A 20,623-nucleotide genomic window follows, 5' to 3' on the forward strand; every position below is an offset into this window, starting at 1 on the left:
CTCCGTCCGCTCAGGCGACCGGGTCGAGCGGTCGCTGGTCCGGCACCAGACTGCCACCGAGGGGAACGACTGTCGAGAGCACTGTCCTCAGCCCGCGCGAGGTTCGTAGACTGTCACGAAACGGCGAGGAGGTCGCATGCGCCCGTTGACCGAAGAAGACGTCCGCGCGTCGTTCGTGAACGCCACGGATGACGAGCTCCGACTTGTGGCTCTCCCGAGTGACTTCATGCTCACCGACTGGGACCACCTGGACTTCTTCGCATGGCGTGATCCGCGCACCCGGGGCCGGGGATACGTCATCGTCGAAGTCGGCGAGGACCCCACCGGCATAATCCTGCGCGCCGCCGAGGGAATGTCGCGTGCCCGCTCCGCGATGTGCAACCTGTGCCACACCATGCAGCCTGCGGATCAGGTGTCGCTCTTCACCGCGCGCAAGTCCGGGAGCGCCGGCGCTCAGGGCGACAGCATCGGCACGTACATCTGCGCTGACCTCTCGTGCCACGAGACCGTGCGCCTGGCGGCTCCGCTCGCGCCGAACGAGGTGCGCGCGAGCGTCGACCGCAAGATCGACGGCACGCGCCGGCGCACGGAAGCCTTCGTCGAATCAGTCCTCGAAACCGCAGGGAGCCGCATATGACCGAACGGGTGGTCGTCGTCGGCGACGCGCTCATCGACGAGCTGCGCGACGACGCCGGCGTGCGCGAGTTCGTCGGCGGCGCCGCACTGAACGTCGCCGTCGGGCTGGCGCGCCTCGGCATCCCTTCCGCCCTGATCGCGATGGTCGGGGACGATGCAGCGGGCGCGCACATCCGGTCGTATCTCGATGACTTCGGCGTCGAACTGATCGCCACGCCCTCGCCTCTCGGCTCCTCGCGGGCCGTGAGCACTCGGAGCTCGACGGGCGAGCCCGTCTACGTGTTCAACGAGGCCGCGCAAGGACGCCGCATCCACTTCGGCGATGCCGAGCGTGCCGCGATCCGGGATGCCGCGATGGTCGCGGTGAGCTGCTTCCCCTTCGACGATGCGGCGCAGACCAGTGAACTCGCCGACGCGCTGGCGGCTTCGACCGCCCCGTACGCGATCGACCCCAATCCGCGCTCGGGGATGCTGTCGGATCGCGCGGAGTTCGTGCGCGGATTCGAGGCTCTTGTGCCGAGGTCTGCGCTCGTCAAAGTCGGTGAAGACGATGCGGCCCTGCTGTACGGCCAGACTCTGGATGCGCTGCGCGACCATCTGGTCGGGCTCGGCGCATCCGCGGTCCTGGCCACCCAGGGTGCATCGGGGGCGACCCTCGAGTCGGGCGAGGTGGTCGTCACGCGGCCGGTGTCGACGTTCGCCGGCAGGATCGTGGACACGATGGGGGCCGGCGATGCCGCGCTCGCGGCGACGGTCGCCGTCATGGCACAAGGCACGCCGTCGACGGACGAGGGGTGGGGTGCGGTGCTGCAGTCGGCGATGGATGTCGCAGCCGCGACCTGCCGTTTCGAGGGCGCGCTGCTGCGCACTCCGTCGGCTCTGCAGTCGCTGGATCTCGACAGCATCGGCACGTAGCCCGACGGTTTCACGCACCCTTTCGCACAAGGTAGGATGGTTGATCGCGCCTCCGGTCGACTGCGAAAGCCGGGCGGGTGCGCACCTGGCGAGTTACCCAAGCGGCCAAAGGGATCTGACTGTAAATCAGCCGTCTTAGACTTCGGGGGTTCGAATCCCTCACTCGCCACGATGTGATGTCTCGCGACATGTGTCTCATATGTCCCGAGACATCCGTCATTTGTGGGGCCATCGGCCGAGGCTTTCCTCGCGTTGAGCAGCTTTCCGGTTCGGGCGTCGGCGGCGTGGCAGCCGCGGAGCGGACGAGGGGCAATATGCTCGCCGCATGATCAACCGCCAGCGCGCCCTCGCAGCGCTCTCCGTGCTCACTCGCACCGTCATCATCATCGCTGTCGTGGGCGTCGTCCTCGGTGCGGTGATCTGGGCCGCTGGGTCGGCCAGCTATGGGGCGATCGGGCTTCAGGTGCTCGGAACCGTGCTCCTCAGCATCGGCGCAGGCATGGTCCCGATCGCCTTCATCGTCGGCGCGATCAACCTCCACGCCCAGGCCGTCGTGCCCGAGGCCGTGGCCTTCGAGGTCAGCGCTCCCTAGGGACGAGAACCGCCCACGGTGCGCCACTAGCCTGGCTCCATGGAATGGACTGCCAACGGGTCTCTGACGGTGCTGCCCGCGGCGCGGCATCCCGAACTGCTCGCCCCGGCCGTGGCAGACGCCCTCGCTCGCCTCGATCCCGACGTCGCTGTAACCGTCGGCGTCGCCGAGATCAACCCGGGCTTGGCCGACACCGCCGCCTTCTGCGAGCAGTACGGCGTGGCGATGGATGCCTCGGCCAACTGCGTCGTCGTCAAGGGCAAGCGCGGGGGCGACATCCGGTTCGCCGCCTGCATGGTGCTGGCCACGACCAGGGCCGATGTCAACGGCGTCGTGCGCAGACGGCTGGACGTGCGCACCGCATCGTTCGCGCCGATGGAAGAGGCCGTCGCGCACACCGGCATGGAGTACGGCGGGATCACGCCGATAGGTCTTCCGCAAGGGTGGCCGATCCTCGTCGATGCCGCGGTCGCGAGCGCGCCGGAGGTCGTGATCGGAGGGGGCATCCGCGGCAGCAAGCTGTTCCTGCCCGGTCGGGCTCTGCTCGCCCTCGGAGGCGCCGAACTGGTCGAAGATCTGGCTCGCGCGGTCGGCTGAGCCATCGGCGGCCGGCGTGCCAGGATAGGCGTGTCGACGCGCCGTCAGAGAGGATCGCCATGACCATGCCCGACCCCCGTGGAGTGTCGTCCCCGGTCCGCTCGGATGCCTCGACGTCGCCGCTGCTGAGGGCTGCGATCTGGGTGGCGATCGGCGCGCTGATCGCCGCGGCGATCGTGTGCGTCGTCTGGGTGCTCGCCGGTTCGCAGAACGGCATCGTGGGTCGCGCGTTCCTCACGATCCTGCTGCTGGTCGCGTTCGCGGGCGTCGCGATCCTCGACGCGCACCTCGCGCCTCGCCGCCCCGCCTGGTTCGCCCTCGCGAGCATGGCCTCGTGGGTTGCGGCCCTGCTCATCGGAGCGGTGCTGATCTGGATGCCGGAGCGCTACTCGTGGAACGGCGTCACCCGATTCGTCCAGTTCCTCTTCGTCGTGCTGATCCTGCAGCTCGCGCTCCTGCACATCCGGCTGTTCGTCCGGGCGTCACAGCGGTATGTCACGGCGTTCACGCAGACGGTCGCGGTCGTCACGATCGCGCTCGTTGTGGGGCTGGCCGCACTCCTCATCGTGCCGCTCGTGCTGGGCGAGTACTTGGATTTCAATGAGCTGTACTGGCGCATCGTGGTCGCCGTGGCAATCCTCGCGGCCGTGGGCACCGCGCTGATCCCGCTCGTGAACGTGCTGTTCGCACCGAAGCGGGCGGACCCCGGTCAGCCCGCTCCGGCGTATCAGCCCGACCTGCTGCCCTGGCCGATGCACGTCGACGGAGTCACGCCCCTGCCGATGATGCCTGACGGCTCGCCCGACTGGAATGCCTACTACACGGGTCATCCGTCGCCGGGTGCACGGGTGTTCGGCACGCCTATGCCCCACTCTCCGGCCATGCCTCCGCCAGGTTCGTCGGTCGCCTCGGGCCCGGGTTACGAGGGCTATCCGCCCCCGCCACCGCTGCCTCCCCGCCCCTAGCCCCCGTCGCGACGGCGAGGTCGCGGCATCCGTCGCGGGTCGTCGCGGACTCAGCCGCGCAAGGACTCGATCGCCGCCATCGCGGCGTTGTGACCGCCCAGTCCGCTGACTGCGCCGCCGCGCCGCGCTCCCGAGCCGCACAGCAGGATGCGAGGGTGCAGGGTGCCCACGCCCCAGCGCGCGGCGGCCGTGTCGAGCGGCTCGTCGTCATCGGCCCATGGCCACGAGAGCGCCCCGTGGAAGATGTCGCCGCCCATCATGCCGAGTGAGTCCTCGAGGTCGAGGGTCGTGCGCGTCTCGATGCAGGGCGACCCGTCCGCGGCCTCGTAGACGCAGTCGGCGATGGGTTCGGCCAGCACCGAGTCGAGCGTGCGCGTGGCCGCCGCGAGCAGCGCCGCGCGCGCGGCATCCCGATCCGTCCCGGCGATCAGCCGGTGCGGCACCTGCAGTCCGAAGAGCGTGAGGGTCTGCGCCCCGGCCATGCGCAGCTCAGCGCTGAGGATCGACGGGTCGGTGAGCGAGTGGCAGTAGATCTCGGCGGGCAGCGGGTCCGGGATGCCGCCGGCCGATGCTGTCGCGAAGGCCGCGTCGAGCTGGGTCATGGTCTCGTTGACGTGGAGCGTCCCCGCGAAGGCGGCCTCGGGGGCGATGCGGTCGTCGCGCACGCGGGGGAGCCGTCGCAGCAGCATGTTGACCTTGACCTGCGCGCCCTCGGGAGCCTGCCCGTCAGGACCATCGGCACCGGCGGACGCGAGCAGTCGGGCCAGCACGGCAGGTCCGACGCCGCTCAGCACGAGCCGGCCGTTCAGCGTCGCTCCTCCGGCGAGCGTCACCTCGCCGTCCGGAGCGACGGCGGTGACTTCGGCGTCGGTGCGCAGTTCGGCGCCCGCCTCCCGGGCGGCGCGCTCGAGCTCTGCGGTGACGCGGCCCATGCCGCCGACCGGTACGTCCCAGTCCCCGGTTCCGCCGCCGATGACGTGGTACAGGAAGCAGCGGTTCTGGCGCAGGCTCGGATCGTCCCCCGACGAGAATGTGCCGATCAGTCCGTCGGTGAGGGCGATTCCCCGGGCGATGTCCGTCTCGAGCGATGAGCGCATCATTCCGCCGAGCGGCCGCTCCGCGAGGTCGGCCCACAGCTCGTCGTCGGCAAGCTGCCGGCGCACCGCACTCCGGCGCATCAGCGGCTCGGTCGTCGTCGGAAAGAGCGCGCGGGCGGCCGGGCCGAGTCGCTCGTAAAAGCGGGCGAATCGCGTGGCCTCATTCGGATCGTCTGTCGTTCGGGCGAAGGATCGTGCCGTGGCTGCGGCATCCGCCGTGTCGACGAGAATGCCGCGCGAGGGGTTCGCAGGATCCGGCGTGTACGACGAATACCGGCGCCGGCGCAGGTCGACTCGCAACCCGAGTTCGTCGATGATCTGCCGGGGCAGCAGGCTCACGAGGTACGAATACCGCGACAGGCGGGCATCGACTCCGGCCCATGGCCGCTCGGAGACGGCCGCCCCTCCCACGTGATCGAGACGCTCCAGCACGACGACGGAGAGGCCGGCCCGGCCGAGGTAGGCGGCGGCTGCGAGGGCGTTGTGGCCGCCTCCGACGATCACGACATCGTGCTTGTGGGGGGATGCTGCGCGGGGCATCCCCCCACGCTAACCCGCCGTGCGGCGATACCGTGGTCGCATGCCGCTCGCCGAAGACCTCCGTGCCCTTGCGATCGACATCGCCAGAGAGGCCGGAGACCTCGCGCGGCGCCGACGCCTCGACGGGGTCGCGATCGCTGCGACTAAATCCGCGGTGGCCGATATCGTCACGGAGGCCGATCGAGAGGTCGAGGCGCTGATCCGCGCGAGGCTGGCGGCGGAACGCCCTGGCGACGGGTTCCTGGGTGAGGAGTCCGGCGCCGCCACCAGCGACACCGATGTCACGTGGGTCGTCGACCCGATCGACGGCACGGTCAACTACGCGTACGGCATCCCCGCCTGGGCTGTGAGCATCGCGGCGGTGGCAGGCGACCCGCGCCCCGACGCCTGGGAGGCGCTCGCCGGCGTCGTCTTCAGCCCGGCGAACGGCGAGCTGTTCCACGCCGCGCGGGGGGGCGGGGCGTGGCTCGCCGGCGCGCGGCTCACGGTCAACGCCGCGACTCCGGCGGGTGCGCTGCTCGCCACGGGGTTCGGCTACGACCCGGCGACCCATGCCGGCGACCTCGCGCGTGTGGCTCGGGTCATGCCGCTGGCACGTGACCTGCGGCGCATCGGCGCGGCATCCCTGGATCTCGCCTTCGTCGCTGCCGGACGGCTGGACGGCTACTTCGAGCGAGGCCTGAATCCCTGGGATCACGCCGCTGGGGCCCTTCTGGTGACTGAAGCAGGCGGCATGATCGGCGGAGCCGGCGCGGGTGGCAGACCGAACAGCGACCTGTTGGTCGCGAGCGGTGCGGCGCTGTTCGAGAGACTGCTGACGGCGGCTCTGGGAGCCTGAATGTGAGAGTTTCGTGAGGGTTCTCGTCGAAAACCGGCGAAAACCGACTCGCACATGGCATTCCCAGGGCGGCCACGATAGTGTTTACCCGATCGTTACCTTCGTCGCCCGAACGGCGAGGTGATCAGAGCCCGACGACCGTACCGTTGCCCCCGAAGCGACACGACCGAGAGCCCTTCCGCTTGTCTTTCGACGCCCCCCTGGCTGAATCTGCGCCCACACGGCGCGCCAGCCGCACCTCCACCACGCCGGTCCAGGCGTCGGCGGAGACCCAGCGGGCTTCCCGCGCCGAGTTGAGGCGGCTCGCCGGTGCGTCTGCGCCCGAGCGTCCGGCAGTCGTGTGGGGCCGCGCCGCGGCGATGATGGCGATGGATGCCGCGATCCCGGCCTCTCCTGTTGAGGTGGCCGACTCGGGCATCCCCGCCCCGGCGGCCCTCGCTGACGCTGACCACACGCCCATCGCGGGGGAGACCACCCCGCCGACGACGCCCGAATTGGCCGCCACCGCGGTCGCGGCTGTCGCCGCCGGCATGAGCGCGATCACGGTCGAGCCGATCGCGGTTGAGCCGATCGCGGTTGAGCCGATCGCGGTTGGGCCGATCGCGGTTGAGCCGATCGCGAGCGAGCCGATCAGTGTCCAGCCGCTCGCTGTGGACAGCCCCGCGCCCGCCGTCCCCGCAGAGCCGCTCATCGTCCCGCCGCTCAGCCGCCGCGCCCGCCGCGCTCCGCGGCCGGTCAACGAGCCGGATCAGTTCGCACCGAGTGCCGGCGAGATGCCTGAGCCGGTCGAGACGGTCGCGCCCCCGCTGCCTGATGCGGTTCTCACTCCGGCCGATCCCTTCGAGCTTCTCGAACCGGTCGTCGTCACCGAACCCGTCACGGTCGACCAGCCCGTCACCGAGCCCACCGAAGAGCAGCGGCACGCGGCATCCGATGTCGACGAATTCGAAGCCGCGGCACGCCTCTTCTCGTTCACGGGCGAGACGCCGATCCAGGCCGACGCCGAGTCCGAGGCGATCCCCACCGCCCCCCACACCGGGCACCGGCACTCGCGTCCCACCGCCGGCAAGCCGCGCGTGGCACCGCGAGCCGTGCGGCCGAGCAATGGAGCCGCGTTCAAGCGCATCACGGCCGCGTCGTTCTCGGTCGGCGTCATGAGCATCGTCGGCCTGCTCACGGTCGGCATGACGACTCCTGCAGAGGCTGTCGCCGTCGCGAGCGGCAGCGACAACTCCACCGTGGTTGTCGCTCCCGGCGACGCGGGCCCCAACATCGATCCCGATGCGATCCAGGCCTACGTCGCCCCGGCGACAGCCGAAGACGTGCAGCTGAATCGCACCGAGAACTACGCGACGGTCACGACGGCCCAGCTCGCCCAGCAATCCGGCATCCACAATTTCTCGAACTTCTTCGTCAACAACCCGAACTCGCCCATCCAGTGGCCGTTCGCGGTCGGCGTGCCGATCAGCTACGGATTCGGCATGCGCTCAGGTCGCATGCACGAGGGCGTCGACTTCACGCCCGGCGCCGGATCCCCGATCCAGGCGATCGCCGATGGAGTCGTCCGCATCGCGACCAACTCGGGTGGTGCCTACGGCGTGACGGTCGTCATCGACCACCACATCGACGGACAGCTCGTCTCGAGCCGCTACGCGCACATGCAGTACGGCTCGCTCCAAGTCGCGGCCGGCCAGCACGTGACCGTCGGCACGGTCATCGGCCGCACCGGCAACACCGGACGCTCCTACGGGGCGCACACGCACTTCGAGATCCTGCTCGGCGGCACCACGGCGATCGACCCGATCCCGTGGCTGCGCGCGCACGCCGGAGGCTGACGCCGATTCAGCCGCGAGGCTCCGCTCTGGTATCCTCTTCTAGTTGCCCGCACGCGGGTGGCACGCCCCGATAGCTCAGTGGTAGAGCACTTCCATGGTAAGGAAGGGGTCGTCAGTTCAATCCTGACTCGGGGCTCGCAGCATCCATTTCTTGCGACCGGATGCCGTGCGGCAGGGTAGCTCAGTTGGTGAGAGCGCACGACTCATAATCGTGAGGTCGCGGGTTCAAGCCCCGCTCCTGCTACAAGATCAAACCCCCGGCCAGCGGGGGTTTTCTTGTCTCTGGGTTTCCTATGAATCGCTCCGCGGAGGCCGTTTGGGCCGGTTTTGGGCCGGTTTGGTGATTTCGTCGGCCGTTCGGTGGCCCGTATCGCCAGTCGCTTCGGCGGCGTCTTTGTCATGGTTGCGGGGGAGTGCCTCGAGAGCTCGCAGTGTTTGAGGTGGTGAGAGCTGATGCGCCGGATGTGCGCCGAAGAGTGAGTCGAGGGCGGTCACCGCTCGTTGTGCTGCGTGGTCACGTGCGCGGCTGTACATCTCTGTCGTCTGCAGGCTCGCGTGCCCGAGGATGGCCTGGATGTCGTTGGCCGACATCCCCGCGTCGAACAGCAGCGTTGCGAACGTGTGACGCAGGTCGTGAAGCTTCAGATCCGACCTGTCAAGAAGGTCGCGGACGGCGGACCATTTCACGGCGCGCTTCACGTTTGAAGGATTGAGCTTGCCACCCTTCACGCCGGTGAAAACGAGGTCCCCGCGCTTCTTCCCAGCGAGGGCCGCCTCCAGGTGCGGCGCCAGGGCGGCGGCGATCGGCACGGTGCGCTCCTTGTGGCTCTTGGGGGTCAAGTCAACAGGTTGGCCGTCGAGTCCGACACTGGCATTGCGCGAGACTCGGATGATGCCATAGTCGAGGTCCACATCCTGGGTGCGCAACGCCGCCGCCTCGTTCGCTCGCATCCCCGTGAAGACGAGGGCTGCGATGTATCGGCGGTGCGGGATGCTCTCGATGGACTCCAGGACCACGGCAACTTCGTCCTGAGAGAGAGCGCGTGAGCGGGGGTTGCCGGCGGGGTCCATCCGAGGTCGCCTCGCCAGTCGAGCCACATTCAGCGGAACGAGACGTGCGTTCACTGCTCCGTCGAGAAGTCGGCTCAGCACCGACAGCGCATCGATGCGCGTTGAGGTCTTGCCGGTCCAACCGGTCATCGCTTCTTCCACGTCCCCAGCTGTGATCTTCTCGAGCTTCTTGTGCCCGAGCCACGGCTTCACGCGCAACCGCCACCCTCGTTCGTACGCACGCACGGTGGACGGACGAACGGTTGTCTCGATGACGCTCCAGTATCGGCGCTGCCACTCATTGAGGGTCATGCTCCCGTCCGGGTGCTGGCGCGCCGTGCTTTCCGCTCGAATGCGTTTGGCTTCTGCAAGCGTCGGAGTGTAGAACGAGCGCTCCTTTTGCTCGCCGTTGAGGCCGGTGGCCCACACGCGCACCTGATACCTGTTGCGGTCGCGTCGGTAGCGAATGCCGTCCGGAAGGAGCCGGCCGGTCTTCGGGTCGCGCCGATCTCCTCGATCCTGGTCAGCTGGCACGTGTCCCGCCCGCATCGAGGAACGCGTCGATGGTGGACTCGCGCCACAGCATATGCTTGCCCATTTCGGCGTCTGGGAACGGGACGCGATTCTGCCGGCGGAGGCTATCGAACGTCGACAGCGGCACCTTGCACCGGGTCGCTGCCTCCCGCCGCGTGAGATACGACTCGTGCGGCTCGCCGTACACAAGCTCGGCGGTCAACTGCTCAATGGTCATAGGAGTTCCTTTCCGAACAGCGCGAGTGCGCGTGGTGACTACTGCATGAGGTCGACGTCGCGATCGGGCGGGCATGAACGCTAAGTGCATCCCGTACCACGGCGAATTCGGCATCACCGCGGAGGTCGACACCGCAGGTCGGTGAAACCGCGCTGCGCTCGCTACGCACCTGCCGGTCGAGCCGCGTTGTAGTTCATGCCCTCGAGGCGTCCCGCTTTGCGGGCATCGATGATCCACTGCGAAGCGGTGCGGTGGGGGATGCCGAGTTCCTTCTGGATCAGCTTGGCGGGCGGCTGGCTGGAGAGCGCCGCGGTTCCATAAAGCATCTCGATCGCCTCCATCCGCGCTTCAGTCCCGCCGCGGCGAACGACCGCCTGCGCGAGCGCGGGAGGAAGAAGTCTGCCTTCCGCGCTGGAGAGCGCGTCCGCACTGATCCACCTGGCATCCGGATCTGACTCCTCGTCGAGTGTGAGGAAGATGCAATGGGGAGCTGCGGCTTGCACGATCGCCTGCATACGAACCTTCGCAACGAGGCTGTGATTCAGTTCCGCTGACTCCTGGAGCGCTTCGTTAGTGACGCGTCGAATGACGTAGCGCCCCTCCCACGCGATGTACTCGCATCGGAGTTCCGTTCGCACGCCGATTGCGTCGTCGTCGCGTCGTGCGATGAATGCCGGAGCAATGCGCAGCGCGGAACCGACTTGCTGCGTCGCTGACTCGTATGTCATCTCGCGTTCGTCGATTGTCTTCACGTCGACCTTCACCCCCTCATTGTGTCTAACCGCACTGCACTTTCGCATGCTCTCTTGCTGACGGTATTACTTAGTGCTTCACTTGTGTAGAACCTCTTTCTGGATAGACAGAGCGGAGCGGACGATGGCAACTGTGACCAACTGCGACCGGGATACGTCATCCCAGCCCCAGGCCGCGCCACACGTAACGGTGTGCACCACCGGACCCCAGTGCATGCGATGCACGCTGACATGCCGGTGCCTCACGGCTGCCGGCATCCGGTTCGATCTTGTGGACCTGCGTGAAGAGCGGAGCGCGGCGATGCGCCTCTGGATCACCGAGGATCTCGGATACACCGAGGCGCCTGTGGTCCTGGTCGACGACGACCCGGAAAATCACTGGTCGGGGTTCCGTCCTGACCTGATCGAGATGCTGACGCACGAGCGATCAACGACATCTCAAGAGGTGCCGCGGTGACCGAGCCTCGCTCCGGTGCCGGCGAATCGACGCCTTCGCCGGCAGATCGCAAGCGAGAGTCGACGCGTGCCTGGCGCGAACGCAACAAGGAGCACGTCGTCGCGTACAACAGGCTGTGGAAGCAAGAACATCGCGAAGCTGCTCGTGAACACAACCGCGAGTCGGAGCGTCGTCGCAAGAAGCGGCAACGCGCGATTGAGCGCAAGAGGGAGCGCGGCCGCGCGTACTACGCCGCGAACCCTGAGCACCTTCGCGCACGGATGCGCGAGTGGCGCGCCAAACGACTTGCCGCTGACCCTATGGGATACCGCGCAGCGGAGAGGGAGCGGATGCGTGCGTGGAGAGCCGCGCACGGGGAGCAGGTCCTCGCCGCCAACCGGGCTCGCGATGCCGACGATCCTTCGGGCCCCCGCGAGCGATCCCGGAACTATTATCGCCGGCACGCCCAAGACCGCCTTGCGGCACAGAAGGCGTTCTTCGCGGAGCACCCTGAGAAGCGCCGAGAGTATCAGGAACGGTGGCGGAGGAAGGACCGTTGGCGTCGGGCGAACGGCCTGCCGACGTGGAAGCTGCACCGCACGACCGCCAAGGAGCGGGCAGTGAATCGGTTTGCGGCGGACAGCTTCTTCGCCAAGAAGTACACCCGCGGCGAGATCCGCACTATGCGGCTCGGCCCTCCCACTCCGGATGGTTTGCTCGCGGAGTTTTGGCGTGACTGTGATCGGGCGAGAGCGGCGCATCACTGGTCGCAGAATCCCAAACTGCAGGAGCGAGTTCGCGCTGCCATGGGCGAGCAGGCGGCTGTGGACGCCGAGAACGCGCGCATGGATGCCATAGCGCGCGAAGTGAATGAACGATTGCGTCGAGTGGCTCCTCCCCGGCGAGATCACGGTGTGAACCCCCCGACACCTCTTTCGGTGTTGTGGCAGCTCTCGAGTCAGCAAGGACTCAACCGTTGAGAATGATCGAAAGAAGGGAGCTTGGGATGATCGACAGAGCCAACGCTGAGGAGGTCGTCTACCGCACGGCGGTCTCCGCGTTCACGTACTACCCCGGGAAGGAGGCCAGTGACCCCGGCTACGTTCTCGATGCAGATGTCGCCTGGTGCTCCGCTCCACTGATTGATCTGCCGGCTGAACTGCTAACGGAAGTTCGAGACACCATCCGGAATCTGATCACCGATCCCTTGGCCGACCGTCGAGGGTTCATCGGCACTCTCAATCGCCTGGTTCAAGACGCTGGAGGGGCGGGATGAGCGGCGCGTTGCTTTCCGTTTCGATAGTTCTCATCGCGCTTTGCGGGCTAGGGGTTGTCATGGGCATCGTCGGCGTTGGCGCGTCGTTGTTTCAACTTCGAATGGTCCGCGCCATCGAATGGGCGGTGCTGCTCCTAGTCGTGACGATTGCAGGCACACTGATTGGGGCCTCAATAGGGCAGGTCGCCGGCGAAGGACCGACTGGATTGCTGTCCTAGCGCACCGCCTCGCGCAGGTTCTAACGGCCGATCGACGGCCCTGAGCTGTCCGGCGCGATGGTCGGAGCCGCAAGATCTTCGCGGATCACGGGTGCCTTCTGCGCCATCACAGATCGCAACGCGTCGCGTTGGCGTCCAAGACTCTCTACGGTGGCGGGGCCCGCTTGTGAGTCCTGAGGGAGTGTGATTCGCGGGAGTACATCTTGGAGTGCGGCGTCGTGAAGCTCGAGGAGTACCTCACCGATCGCCGGCGAGACGCGGCCCGCGCGGACGACGAGGTCTGTCATCGCGCGCAGCTCCGCGAGCCATCGCATCGCTTCCGCGTTCGACATGCTGACACTTTGCCCACGGAGAACCGCTTCTCTTGCGCTAGTAAGAGAATCTCCTTCGGCAGCCTCGAAGATGACATCACCGCGGCCTGTCACGACAGACAGTCGATCGACCCCACCCGATTCCTCCAACGCCTGCGCGAGCTCCCGCGTTCCCTCCAGCGCCGCATCGTGACGGGCGACGTCGACGAGCGGGGACCGCGTGTTCGATCGCGCATCGAGGAGGAACCGCGACATCGATGAGAGCAGACTCTCCGATCGCGGCGTAGCGGTGATCACGACGAGCGATTGGAACCCGTGATCCTTGAACAGCTCTGCGAGGCCGAGTACCGCGCGCGGCGAGGTCAGGCTTCCGTCGAGCACAATCGGATGGCCATTCGTTCGAGCGTGTGCGAGGGACAGGCGAATCCACTCCGCGGCACTCTCTGCCAGGGCCGACGCGGCGTCCGGTGATCGGCTGGCCGCAAGTTCCAAGAAGCCCGGGTGAAACGCCCGGAGGTCGTCGGCGTTCACGGTAGCCATTCCGCTTGGCGACTCAGACTGGAGCCGTGCGGCAACGGCTGCCGTGCCAGAACCCGGCTGCCCACTCACGATGACGAGTTCAGGGTTTTTGCGGCTCGGTGGTTGTGAGAACACAACAGGTACGATTCTGCGCTCGAAGACTCCCTCGAGTTCGGTCTGTGACAGCGCTTCGGTGATCACCGAGTGCCGCCGAGCGCACCGATGCGCGTGTCGAGGCCGGTTTGAGCGGCGTCGACTGCAGCGCGGTTGAATCCGTCGACACGGAGGACTTCATTCCGAACCTCCGCGGCCTGAGCGCTCGCGGCTGATGCAGTCATCGCGCCGTCATCGACGAGTTGGAAGAGCAACGCGATAGCTACATTCGCAGTCGCTCGCAGTCGGTCGTACGCGACGATATCGTTCGCGCGCCATGCCGACCTGACTGCCACCAAGCCTCCTCGGTCGAAGTCTACCGAGCGGGCGTTTTCGCTGACATGCGGCCTTTGCGGCGATCGGTGAGGAACGCCGGGGTTCGTCTGCCTGTCCGGCCGATCGTAGTTCGCTGCCGCGGCTCCGTGCCGGGCTTTCACGGCATATCCTCCCTCTCTAATGAGAGTCGGCTGGCCCGCGGCCGGCTGACAGGCTGGGGCCGGTTCTGCACGACGTGACTCTTCCTCCCTCTGTCCCGCGTGGTCGGTGACTTGGCAGCGACTCGTCCACCGTGTGGGGCCGGCACCGGTAGTCCGCTGCGATGGCTGAAGGTTGTCCGGCCGAAGAGTCGTGACTCGTTAGAGAGCTGCCCCGCATCGATCACCCGCCGCGTGCCCCGATAGATCCAGGAAGGGAATATGCGGTGTGCACAGTTGCTGACGAGTACTCCTACGTTGTGGGAGTCGACACACATGCGAGGACGCACACCCTCGCGATAGTTGAGGCGGCCACGGGGAGGTTGATTGCTACGGACGAGTTCCCGACCAGCCCCGCGGGGCTGGCGCGTGCTGTTGACTGGGCACGTCGCCGCGCTGGCGGCGGTGCCTTGCTTGCCTCCGTTGAGGGCACCGGTTCGTACGGTGCGGGTCTCGTCGCCGCGCTAACCGCTGTCTCGATCCCTGTCGTGGAGGCGAAGCCGCCGAGAACTGCGGCTCGCAGTGGTCGCGGCAAGTCCGATTCGATCGACGCTGAGGCTGCCACGCAGAGCGTCCTCGGCCGCGAAGTCACCAGGCTTCTCCATCCGCGGGCGGGAAAGGTGCGCAGCGCACTGCGCGTTCTTCTCGCGGCTCGCAGATCGATGGACACGCAGCGCACCGCGTCCCGGAACACTCTGACCGCGCTGCTGAGAGTCGTTGACCTTGGCCTGGATGCGCGCAAGCCGCTCACGGACAAGCAGGTGTCGCTCATCGCGTCGTGGCGTGCACGTCCGTCCGATGACATCGAGGAGGCAACGGCCCGCGGAGAGGCCGTACGTCTCGCGCGTGACGTGCTCGTTCTGACCGTTCGGATGAAGGAGAACCGCGACGCCCTCGAACTGCGCGTCACCGAACTCGCACCCACCCTGTTGCAGAACTGCGGCATCGGCCCGGTCACAGCTGCCGTGTTCGTCACCGTCTACTCACACCCCGGCCGGGTGCGCAGCGAGGCTGCCTTTGCTTCACTGGGCGGCGTTTCTCCTCTCGAGGCGTCCAGCGGCAACACCAAACGTCATCGACTCAATCGCTCCGGCGATCGCCAGCTGAATCGGGCACTGGACGTCGTCACTCGGGTCCGCATCGCGAAAGACCCGCAGACACGCGCGTATCGGGACCGCCGCCTCGCGGAAGGAAAGACCACCAGAGACATCCGCCGATCCCTCAAGCGTTACATCGCCAGACAGATCTACCGCGAGCTGACCACCACGATGCGGTCCACACCGTCGGTCGAGAACCTGCCGAGAGCGTCATAGCGCACGCCGCCGATGGTGCGTCATCAACCCAGATCACGCAAACGCCCATAGTCGAGGCAAGCCCAACGCTGCCGTTCTCGGCTGCGCCATCGTAGCGGCCGTCCACGGCTCCATTCCGGGCTTTCGCGGCATAACCTCCTCCGCTTCGCTCCGTCCGGTATTCCACGACCCTGCACTCCACCGCTCCCGCCCGCTCTTGATGCCACTGCCGAAAACGGCAACCAACTGGCAAGGGGTCTTGACGCGAGACATAGAAGGGTCGCTGCGCTCAGTCCGGTATTCCATGACCCGGCACTGCGCAGCGTCCGCTCACTCTCGATCCACCTGCCAGTCAGGCGAACAAGAAGAGTTGAACGGAGAGACACAGATGTCCACCACAGCCACCCTCCGGGGCACCATCGAGCACCTCGACCCGAGTCCCTGGTGATCGAAGAGAACGTGCGGCCCAGCGCCCCGCTGACCAAGGAGTTCGTGCAGAGCATCCGTGAGAACGGTGTCCTCACCCCGGTCCTCGCTCGCCGTGTCGATGACCAGGTGATCGTCCGAGCTGGCCAGCGCCGGACCCTGGCCGCAATCGACGCCGCCATCGAGGTCATCCCGGTCTACGTGGTCGACGCCGACGACGCGACAGCGGAGCGCATCATCCAGCAGATGGTCGAGAACGACCACCGCGAGTCCCTCAGCGCTGCCGACCGCGCCGCCGCGTTCCAGCAGCTCGTGTTCGAAGGTCTCGGGGTCGCCACGATCGCCAAGCGAACCGGCACCAAGCAGGCCGAGGTCAAGACCGGCCTCGCCGTCGCTGAGAACCCGGTCGCGGCATCCGCCGTGCAGCAGCACGCGCTCACCCTTGACCAGGCCGCGGTGCTCATCGAGTTCGACGACGACGCGGACGCGCGGGCGCGGCTGATCGAGGTCGCCACCAGCGACCCTGCCCAGTTCGCGCACACCGCGCAGCGCGCCCGCGACGACAGGGCCCGCGCGACGGCCAAGGCCGCTGCGGAGGAGGACCTCACTGCACGCGGGTTCGTGATCCTCGAGAAGGACTGGTTCTATGAGGGTGAGTACACCCGCATCACCGACCTCACCACCGGCGAGGGTGAGTCAGCCACCGTGGAGCACATCGCCGACGTGGACGGTCGCGCAGCGTATGTGCGGGTTGGGTGGGACGGAGACGCCCAGGTGACCTACTTCGTCGCCGATCCGAAGGCGGCCGGCTTCAAGAAGGCCACCGGCACAGGATCTGGCTCTGGTCCGATGACCAAGGAGCAGAAGGAGGAACGCCGCACCCTGATCGCGAACAACAAGGCCTGGGCATCCGCCGAGACCGTGCGACGCGAATGGCTCGCGACCTTCCTGTCACGCAAGACCCTCCCGAAGGATGCCGCCGCCTGGGTCGCGCACGCGCTCACCTACCATCGACACGATCGGCTCAGCGATCAGCGCGGGAAACACACTTGCCCACGAACTCCTGTGCCTTGAACCGTCCGTGCCATACTGCGGCGAGGACAACATCGGCGTCCTGCTCGTTCAGCATCCGACGCGGGCGCAGCACGTCACGCTCGCGATCATCCTCGGCGGGATCGAATCCTCTACCAGCCGCGACACCTGGCGACGACCCAGCGCTCGCGACGCGGACTACCTGGCTCGACTCGCCGGGTGGGGCTACGACCTCAGTAACGTCGAACAATTGGTCACAGGCAAGAAGGGCCCGGAGAGCAACAGCGACGCGCACGACGAGGCGGCGCCTGAGGATGACGACGTTGTGGTGGGTGCCGAGGACGGTCACGAGACGAGCGATTAGGGCTGGGGGCGGTCCCCTCGTGATCGAGCGGGCCGCCCCGTTTCGCCCCTGCACTCGACCGATCCGCATGCGGGCACTGCACGAAGGTGGGACGGGTCCGTGCGCCCGCTTGTCCATTTCGTGCATCAGTCACCCGTATGCGAGCACCGCGTGTGAGGGATGTCGGGTGCGCACTGTTGCGAGCTGCTTGGGTGCACGTCGTGACTTCCGCAACCGAATGCGACGGGCGAGGCTAAGACGCGAGCTGCCGCTAGTCACGGCGCGAGCAGTTTGTCCAGGTATGGCTGAGTGAGGCCGGTCGGCTCTGGGAGGCCGTCTTGCGACATGAACGTGCGCCAGTGGTCCCAGGCGGTTCGCGCAAGGATGTAGGCATCGACGATCGTCTGACTTGAATCTGGCTCATCACGCAGTCTGTAACCAATCTCGACGAATTGGCCCCCGCTCTCGGAGTCGCCCGTTTTCCAGATGTATACGACGCGAACGTTGCGATTCCGGTAGAAGTGTTTCCAGGTGTTCGCGTAGTCGCGGCAGAGATGTATCTCTGAGCTGGCATCTGCGGCCGCGTTGGCTTGTGCGGTGAGGCCCGCCCCATGCGAAAAGGCTTCAGTGAGGTGAAAGCAATCGATCATGAAGCTGTTCACGATGGCCCAGAGGTCCGTGTTGGAGTCCATCTGCGCGCCGTCGTACAACTCTTTCAGACGCGATAGGTACTTCGTGACCAGCTGCCAGCGGCTTTCCCATCCTCAGCCACCGGTGTGGGTAACCGCAACACGCGTGGTCAACGCCCCCGCTCCAGAGAATTGGCCCGTGGGCGCCTGATCCATGCGAGCACTCTCTCATCCGTCTGCTCAGATTCGGACTTGCCGGTGGGCGAGTTGTCCCCCGCACTGTGCGACGAGGATCCGTAAACGGGCAATGCCCGATGGAGGTACGCCGCGTGCGGCTCAGAGTACGTCCATCTGCCATCCATGTCCGGGCAATGCGCGGAAGTGGCGCGGCCGCGAGCGCTGCAGCGGAGCAGACCCCGCCGCTGACTTGATGACCGTCCGATTGCTGCGCCGCGAGAGCCGCGGGGCCGGTCGACGTCTTGAGCGGTCCAGCGTGGGCGCGAAGTTCCTGAGCGCTATTCCAAGGCGCGGGATCGCATGAGCGGCATGGCGGTGGCCATCGCCCACCGTGGCATGCGGAACATGGGGTTGGTCTTGCCGAGCGCGTCGACGCCGTCCATCTCGGCGTCGCTGAGCTCGAAGTCGAATACCTCGAGGTTCGCTTTGATGTGAGCCGGGTTCGTCGACTTGGGGATCGCGACGAACCCGCGCTGCACGTGCCACCGCAGGATCGCCTGCACGGGGGACTTTCCGTGTGCGGTCGCCGCCGCCACGATCGCGGGCTCGGCGAGGAGCGATTTCGACCCGTGGCCGAGGGGGTACCACGCCTCGGCCACGATTCCGTGCTTCGCGAGAGTCGGGAGCAGGTCGGGCTGCTGCCAGTGCGGATGCAGCTCCACCTGATTCACGACCGGCGCGATGCGCGCGTAACCGAGGAGCTTCTCGACATCCGCCGCGGTGAAGTTGCTCACGCCGACGGCTCGGACGGTTCCCTCATCGACGGCTTCCTCAAGGGCGTTCCAGGCTCCGCGCACGTCGCCCACGGGCTGGTGCAGGAGGAGCAGGTCGATGTAGCCGGCGTCGAGGCGTTCCAGGCAGCCCGCGATCGCCCCGCGGGCCTTGTCGTATCGGTAGTCGTTCGGCCAGATCTTCGTCGTGAGAAGGATCTCGTCACGAGGCACGCCGGACGCGCGGATGCCGCGGCCGACGGCACGCTCGTTGCGGTACAGGATCGCCGTGTCGATCAGCCGGTATCCCTCCTCGAGCGCCGTCTTCACGCTCGCCTCGCAGACCGCGACATCGGACACGAGATACACGCCGAAACCGATCTGAGGCATCAGCCGGCCATTCGAGAGCTGGACACTCGTCGTCATGAGCTGCTCCTTGCGCCCTGCTCCGGCTCGGGCGCCGGCACGGGCTCAAAGCTGACGATAGTCCCGCCCGCTGGACGTGCCCGACGTGTAACCCGGGTACGTTCCGAGCCTCAGCCGACGGACGAACCCGCCAAATCCGCTAACGAAGCGTCCGGTCGCATTCGCGGGTGCGGGGAGCGGAGGGATAAGCGATCAGCACACACACAACAGACAGCGGAAGGATTACCCGGGTCGAGGATCCCCATCCGGGCAGCGCGCGTAGGGGGTAGGAGGCGTGCGCCGTTCGGCCGGGCGGACGTGTTCCTCGCGCGGCTACACTCGGCGCGTGGCAGACGATGACGTGCAGCCGACCTCGGATCGACGAATGTCCCGTCGCCCGCGCCCGGGTGGACGCGCCCCTCGAGACTCTGTCGCGCGTGCCCGGTCCGGCCGGCGACATCGAGGTCGTGACACAGGGAACTGGTCGCCGGATCGTCATCGTGCATGGCGGTACCGGCAATCGCACGTGGGAGGGCGTAGCGGACCATTTGGCCGCGTCCTTCAGCGTGCTGCGCTACACACGCCCGACGTACCGGCTGACGCCCCCGGCACGGGGCGCCGCCGCGGTGGAGATCGAGGTGGCCGAAGCACGCGCGGTGGCGACATCGGCCCGCGAGCCGGTCGTGCTCGTGGGCCACTCGTCGGGAGCTGTGGTGGCGATCGAGGCGGCGCTTGCTGATCCCAGTCCCTTCTCCGCGCTCGTCCTCTACGAGCCGCCCCTGGACGTCACCCACAGCGTGAAGGGCGCCGCAGCGCTCCAGCGTGCCCGGACGGCGCTCGACGACGGTCATCCGGTGCGCGCCATGCGGATTCATCTGACGGACCTCGTCGGGATGCCCAGACCGCTCACCACACTTCTCCTAGCGATCCCTCCTGCTCGGCGCCTGTTCGCGGACTTCGCCGAGGGGCAGATCGCCGACAATGAGATGCTCGATGCCTTGCCGGTCGGGCTCCAGCGGTTCGCGGGAGTCCAGCTGCCGGTACTGCTGATCACCGGGGAGAAAAGCCCCCGTCATCTGCGCGATCGAAGCGCCCAGCTCGCCGCTGTCCTACCCAGACCACCCAGGCAGACCGACCTGATGGGCCAGGCTCACGGGGCGAATGACTCCGCTCCGGACGTGCTCGCGGGGGCGATCACGGAGTTCGCCGCCCGGATTCCGACCTGATGTGCTCGCCGGTTGCCGTGCTGCACGGCTGCCGTGCTGCCAGCCGACCGGCCCAGTCCCATGATTGTGATGGCTCCGTGGCGCTGTCTGTGACCGCCAGGGCGAGACGCAGGTCAGTAAGCGGATCCCTCGCCGGGCAGTGCCCGTTTGTGGTGTGAGGCGTACAACCGAGTGTGCGCTCGCTTGGGGAATGTGTGCGGGATGTCACCAGGATTCTTACCGCGCACCGATGATTGTTCTCGCTGTCGGCGACGGGCGAATCTGATGCATTAGCGACGGGCGAAAACGAGGCCACCCAGACAGATTGGGTGGGTGATCTCGGTGGAGGATTGGGCGTTGATCCGGCGACTGGTCGCGGATGGTGTTCCG

General features: G+C 67.1%; 22 protein-coding genes and 3 tRNA genes. 18 read left to right on the forward strand and 7 right to left on the reverse strand.

The genetic code is table 11. The annotated features are described in order from the left end of the window. Positions 1–136 precede the first annotated feature (136 nt). The 6 genes from ABD212_RS12825 to ABD212_RS12850 all read left to right on the forward strand — a co-directional run bounded on the left by ABD212_RS12825 (position 137) and on the right by ABD212_RS12850 (position 3,705). The gene (locus tag ABD212_RS12825; protein WP_344095213.1) at positions 137–637 is read left to right on the forward strand and encodes an FBP domain-containing protein; all 501 of its coding nucleotides are present in this window, start codon (positions 137–139) and stop codon (positions 635–637) included. Next, a complete protein-coding gene (locus tag ABD212_RS12830) occupies positions 634–1,551 on the forward strand; it encodes a PfkB family carbohydrate kinase (protein ID WP_344095215.1) in 918 nt (305 codons plus the stop codon). Before ABD212_RS12825 ends, ABD212_RS12830 begins: the two co-directional genes overlap by 4 nt. Positions 1,552–1,638: 87 nt before the next feature. Then, positions 1,639–1,720 (forward strand) — tRNA-Tyr (locus ABD212_RS12835). 156 nt (positions 1,721–1,876) lie between these two features. Further along, the gene (locus ABD212_RS12840; RefSeq protein WP_344095217.1) at positions 1,877–2,143 is read left to right on the forward strand and encodes a hypothetical protein; all 267 of its coding nucleotides are present in this window, start codon (positions 1,877–1,879) and stop codon (positions 2,141–2,143) included. A 39-nt stretch (positions 2,144–2,182) separates the two neighbouring features. After that, complete coding sequence (locus ABD212_RS12845; protein WP_344095219.1) at positions 2,183–2,740, forward strand: YbaK/EbsC family protein; 558 nt, start codon at positions 2,183–2,185, stop codon at positions 2,738–2,740. Positions 2,741–2,799: 59 nt separating this feature from the next. Then, positions 2,800–3,705 carry a hypothetical protein gene (locus ABD212_RS12850; RefSeq protein WP_344095220.1) on the forward strand — a complete coding sequence of 302 codons (906 nt, stop codon included), beginning with the start codon at positions 2,800–2,802 and terminating at the stop codon, positions 3,703–3,705. A gap of 50 nt (positions 3,706–3,755) precedes the next feature. Here the strand turns inward: ABD212_RS12850 and ABD212_RS12855 are convergent, their stop codons facing one another. Beyond that, the gene (locus ABD212_RS12855; RefSeq protein ID WP_344095222.1) at positions 3,756–5,342 is read right to left on the reverse strand and encodes a phytoene desaturase family protein; all 1,587 of its coding nucleotides are present in this window, start codon (positions 5,340–5,342) and stop codon (positions 3,756–3,758) included. 40 nt (positions 5,343–5,382) lie between these two features. On the opposite strand from ABD212_RS12855, the gene ABD212_RS12860 reads away from it, so the two are divergent. The 4 genes from ABD212_RS12860 to ABD212_RS12875 all read left to right on the forward strand — a co-directional run bounded on the left by ABD212_RS12860 (position 5,383) and on the right by ABD212_RS12875 (position 8,259). Next, the gene (locus tag ABD212_RS12860; protein ID WP_344095224.1) at positions 5,383–6,180 is read left to right on the forward strand and encodes an inositol monophosphatase family protein; all 798 of its coding nucleotides are present in this window, start codon (positions 5,383–5,385) and stop codon (positions 6,178–6,180) included. Positions 6,181–6,518: 338 nt separating this feature from the next. After that, positions 6,519–8,015, forward strand: a complete 1,497-nt coding sequence (locus tag ABD212_RS12865) for a peptidoglycan DD-metalloendopeptidase family protein (protein WP_344095226.1) — start codon at positions 6,519–6,521, stop codon at positions 8,013–8,015. 64 nt (positions 8,016–8,079) lie between these two features. After that, positions 8,080–8,151: transfer RNA gene (locus tag ABD212_RS12870), tRNA-Thr, on the forward strand. A gap of 34 nt (positions 8,152–8,185) precedes the next feature. Next, positions 8,186–8,259, forward strand: a tRNA-Met gene (locus ABD212_RS12875). A 47-nt stretch (positions 8,260–8,306) separates the two neighbouring features. Here ABD212_RS12875 and ABD212_RS12880 read toward each other — a convergent pair. The 3 genes from ABD212_RS12880 to ABD212_RS12890 form a co-directional block, all read right to left on the reverse strand. Further along, entirely contained in the window at positions 8,307–9,494 is a 1,188-nt protein-coding gene (locus ABD212_RS12880; RefSeq protein WP_344095228.1) for a tyrosine-type recombinase/integrase, read from the reverse strand. A gap of 94 nt (positions 9,495–9,588) precedes the next feature. Further along, the gene (locus ABD212_RS12885) at positions 9,589–9,816 is read right to left on the reverse strand and encodes a helix-turn-helix transcriptional regulator (protein WP_344095230.1); all 228 of its coding nucleotides are present in this window, start codon (positions 9,814–9,816) and stop codon (positions 9,589–9,591) included. A 161-nt stretch (positions 9,817–9,977) separates the two neighbouring features. Continuing rightward, complete coding sequence (locus ABD212_RS12890) at positions 9,978–10,580, reverse strand: hypothetical protein (RefSeq protein WP_344095232.1); 603 nt, start codon at positions 10,578–10,580, stop codon at positions 9,978–9,980. 112 nt (positions 10,581–10,692) lie between these two features. On the opposite strand from ABD212_RS12890, the gene ABD212_RS12895 reads away from it, so the two are divergent. Genes ABD212_RS12895 through ABD212_RS12910 form a run of 4 tightly spaced genes read left to right on the forward strand, consistent with a single transcriptional unit; the run spans position 10,693 to position 12,498 of the window. Further along, the gene (locus tag ABD212_RS12895) at positions 10,693–11,025 is read left to right on the forward strand and encodes a glutaredoxin domain-containing protein (protein WP_344095234.1); all 333 of its coding nucleotides are present in this window, start codon (positions 10,693–10,695) and stop codon (positions 11,023–11,025) included. Beyond that, a complete protein-coding gene (locus ABD212_RS12900; RefSeq protein WP_344095236.1) occupies positions 11,022–11,984 on the forward strand; it encodes a hypothetical protein in 963 nt (320 codons plus the stop codon). The genes ABD212_RS12895 and ABD212_RS12900 overlap by 4 nt, the downstream gene beginning before the upstream one ends. Further along, the gene (locus ABD212_RS12905; RefSeq protein WP_344095238.1) at positions 11,981–12,280 is read left to right on the forward strand and encodes a hypothetical protein; all 300 of its coding nucleotides are present in this window, start codon (positions 11,981–11,983) and stop codon (positions 12,278–12,280) included. The genes ABD212_RS12900 and ABD212_RS12905 overlap by 4 nt, the downstream gene beginning before the upstream one ends. Next, a complete protein-coding gene (locus tag ABD212_RS12910) occupies positions 12,277–12,498 on the forward strand; it encodes a hypothetical protein (protein ID WP_344095240.1) in 222 nt (73 codons plus the stop codon). The genes ABD212_RS12905 and ABD212_RS12910 overlap by 4 nt, the downstream gene beginning before the upstream one ends. Before the next feature lie 20 nt (positions 12,499–12,518). On the opposite strand, the gene ABD212_RS12915 is transcribed toward ABD212_RS12910, so the two are convergent. Beyond that, the gene (locus tag ABD212_RS12915; protein ID WP_344095242.1) at positions 12,519–13,529 is read right to left on the reverse strand and encodes a zeta toxin family protein; all 1,011 of its coding nucleotides are present in this window, start codon (positions 13,527–13,529) and stop codon (positions 12,519–12,521) included. A gap of 652 nt (positions 13,530–14,181) precedes the next feature. On the opposite strand from ABD212_RS12915, the gene ABD212_RS12920 reads away from it, so the two are divergent. The 3 genes from ABD212_RS12920 (at position 14,182) to ABD212_RS12930 (ending at position 17,068) form a co-directional block, all read left to right on the forward strand. Then, on the forward strand, positions 14,182–15,267 hold the full coding sequence (locus ABD212_RS12920; protein WP_344095244.1) for an IS110 family RNA-guided transposase: 1,086 nt from the start codon (positions 14,182–14,184) through the stop codon (positions 15,265–15,267). A gap of 423 nt (positions 15,268–15,690) precedes the next feature. Beyond that, positions 15,691–16,746, forward strand: a complete 1,056-nt coding sequence (locus ABD212_RS12925; RefSeq protein ID WP_344095246.1) for a ParB/RepB/Spo0J family partition protein — start codon at positions 15,691–15,693, stop codon at positions 16,744–16,746. A 7-nt stretch (positions 16,747–16,753) separates the two neighbouring features. Further along, the gene (locus ABD212_RS12930; RefSeq protein ID WP_344095248.1) at positions 16,754–17,068 is read left to right on the forward strand and encodes a hypothetical protein; all 315 of its coding nucleotides are present in this window, start codon (positions 16,754–16,756) and stop codon (positions 17,066–17,068) included. A gap of 254 nt (positions 17,069–17,322) precedes the next feature. Here the strand turns inward: ABD212_RS12930 and ABD212_RS12935 are convergent, their stop codons facing one another. After that, a complete protein-coding gene (locus ABD212_RS12935; RefSeq protein ID WP_344095250.1) occupies positions 17,323–17,739 on the reverse strand; it encodes a hypothetical protein in 417 nt (138 codons plus the stop codon). 452 nt (positions 17,740–18,191) lie between these two features. Next, a complete protein-coding gene (locus ABD212_RS12940) occupies positions 18,192–19,049 on the reverse strand; it encodes an aldo/keto reductase (protein WP_344095252.1) in 858 nt (285 codons plus the stop codon). Positions 19,050–19,465: 416 nt separating this feature from the next. On the opposite strand from ABD212_RS12940, the gene ABD212_RS12945 reads away from it, so the two are divergent. Beyond that, the gene (locus ABD212_RS12945) at positions 19,466–20,254 is read left to right on the forward strand and encodes an alpha/beta fold hydrolase (RefSeq protein WP_344095255.1); all 789 of its coding nucleotides are present in this window, start codon (positions 19,466–19,468) and stop codon (positions 20,252–20,254) included. The last annotated feature ends 369 nt before the right edge of the window (positions 20,255–20,623 follow it).

The organism is Microbacterium deminutum (genome assembly GCF_039530205.1).
GTDB classification, from domain to species: Bacteria; Actinomycetota; Actinomycetes; order Actinomycetales; family Microbacteriaceae; genus Microbacterium; species Microbacterium deminutum.

What these genes read in the sequence shown, in the direction of transcription:
- ABD212_RS12830 (WP_344095215.1), top strand. Translation starts at nt 634, where the DNA reads ATGACCGAACGGGTGGTCGTCGTCGGCGACGCGCTCATCGACGAGCTG.
- ABD212_RS12940 (WP_344095252.1), bottom strand. Translation starts at nt 19,049, where the DNA reads ATGACGACGAGTGTCCAGCTCTCGAATGGCCGGCTGATGCCTCAGATC.
- ABD212_RS12860 (WP_344095224.1), top strand. Translation starts at nt 5,383, where the DNA reads ATGCCGCTCGCCGAAGACCTCCGTGCCCTTGCGATCGACATCGCCAGA.
- ABD212_RS12840 (WP_344095217.1), top strand. Translation starts at nt 1,877, where the DNA reads ATGATCAACCGCCAGCGCGCCCTCGCAGCGCTCTCCGTGCTCACTCGC.
- ABD212_RS12845 (WP_344095219.1), top strand. Translation starts at nt 2,183, where the DNA reads ATGGAATGGACTGCCAACGGGTCTCTGACGGTGCTGCCCGCGGCGCGG.
- ABD212_RS12935 (WP_344095250.1), bottom strand. Translation starts at nt 17,739, where the DNA reads ATGGACTCCAACACGGACCTCTGGGCCATCGTGAACAGCTTCATGATC.
- ABD212_RS12910 (WP_344095240.1), top strand. Translation starts at nt 12,277, where the DNA reads ATGAGCGGCGCGTTGCTTTCCGTTTCGATAGTTCTCATCGCGCTTTGC.
- ABD212_RS12850 (WP_344095220.1), top strand. Translation starts at nt 2,800, where the DNA reads ATGACCATGCCCGACCCCCGTGGAGTGTCGTCCCCGGTCCGCTCGGAT.
- ABD212_RS12825 (WP_344095213.1), top strand. Translation starts at nt 137, where the DNA reads ATGCGCCCGTTGACCGAAGAAGACGTCCGCGCGTCGTTCGTGAACGCC.
- ABD212_RS12895 (WP_344095234.1), top strand. Translation starts at nt 10,693, where the DNA reads ATGGCAACTGTGACCAACTGCGACCGGGATACGTCATCCCAGCCCCAG.
- ABD212_RS12855 (WP_344095222.1), bottom strand. Translation starts at nt 5,342, where the DNA reads ATGCCCCGCGCAGCATCCCCCCACAAGCACGATGTCGTGATCGTCGGA.
- ABD212_RS12885 (WP_344095230.1), bottom strand. Translation starts at nt 9,816, where the DNA reads ATGACCATTGAGCAGTTGACCGCCGAGCTTGTGTACGGCGAGCCGCAC.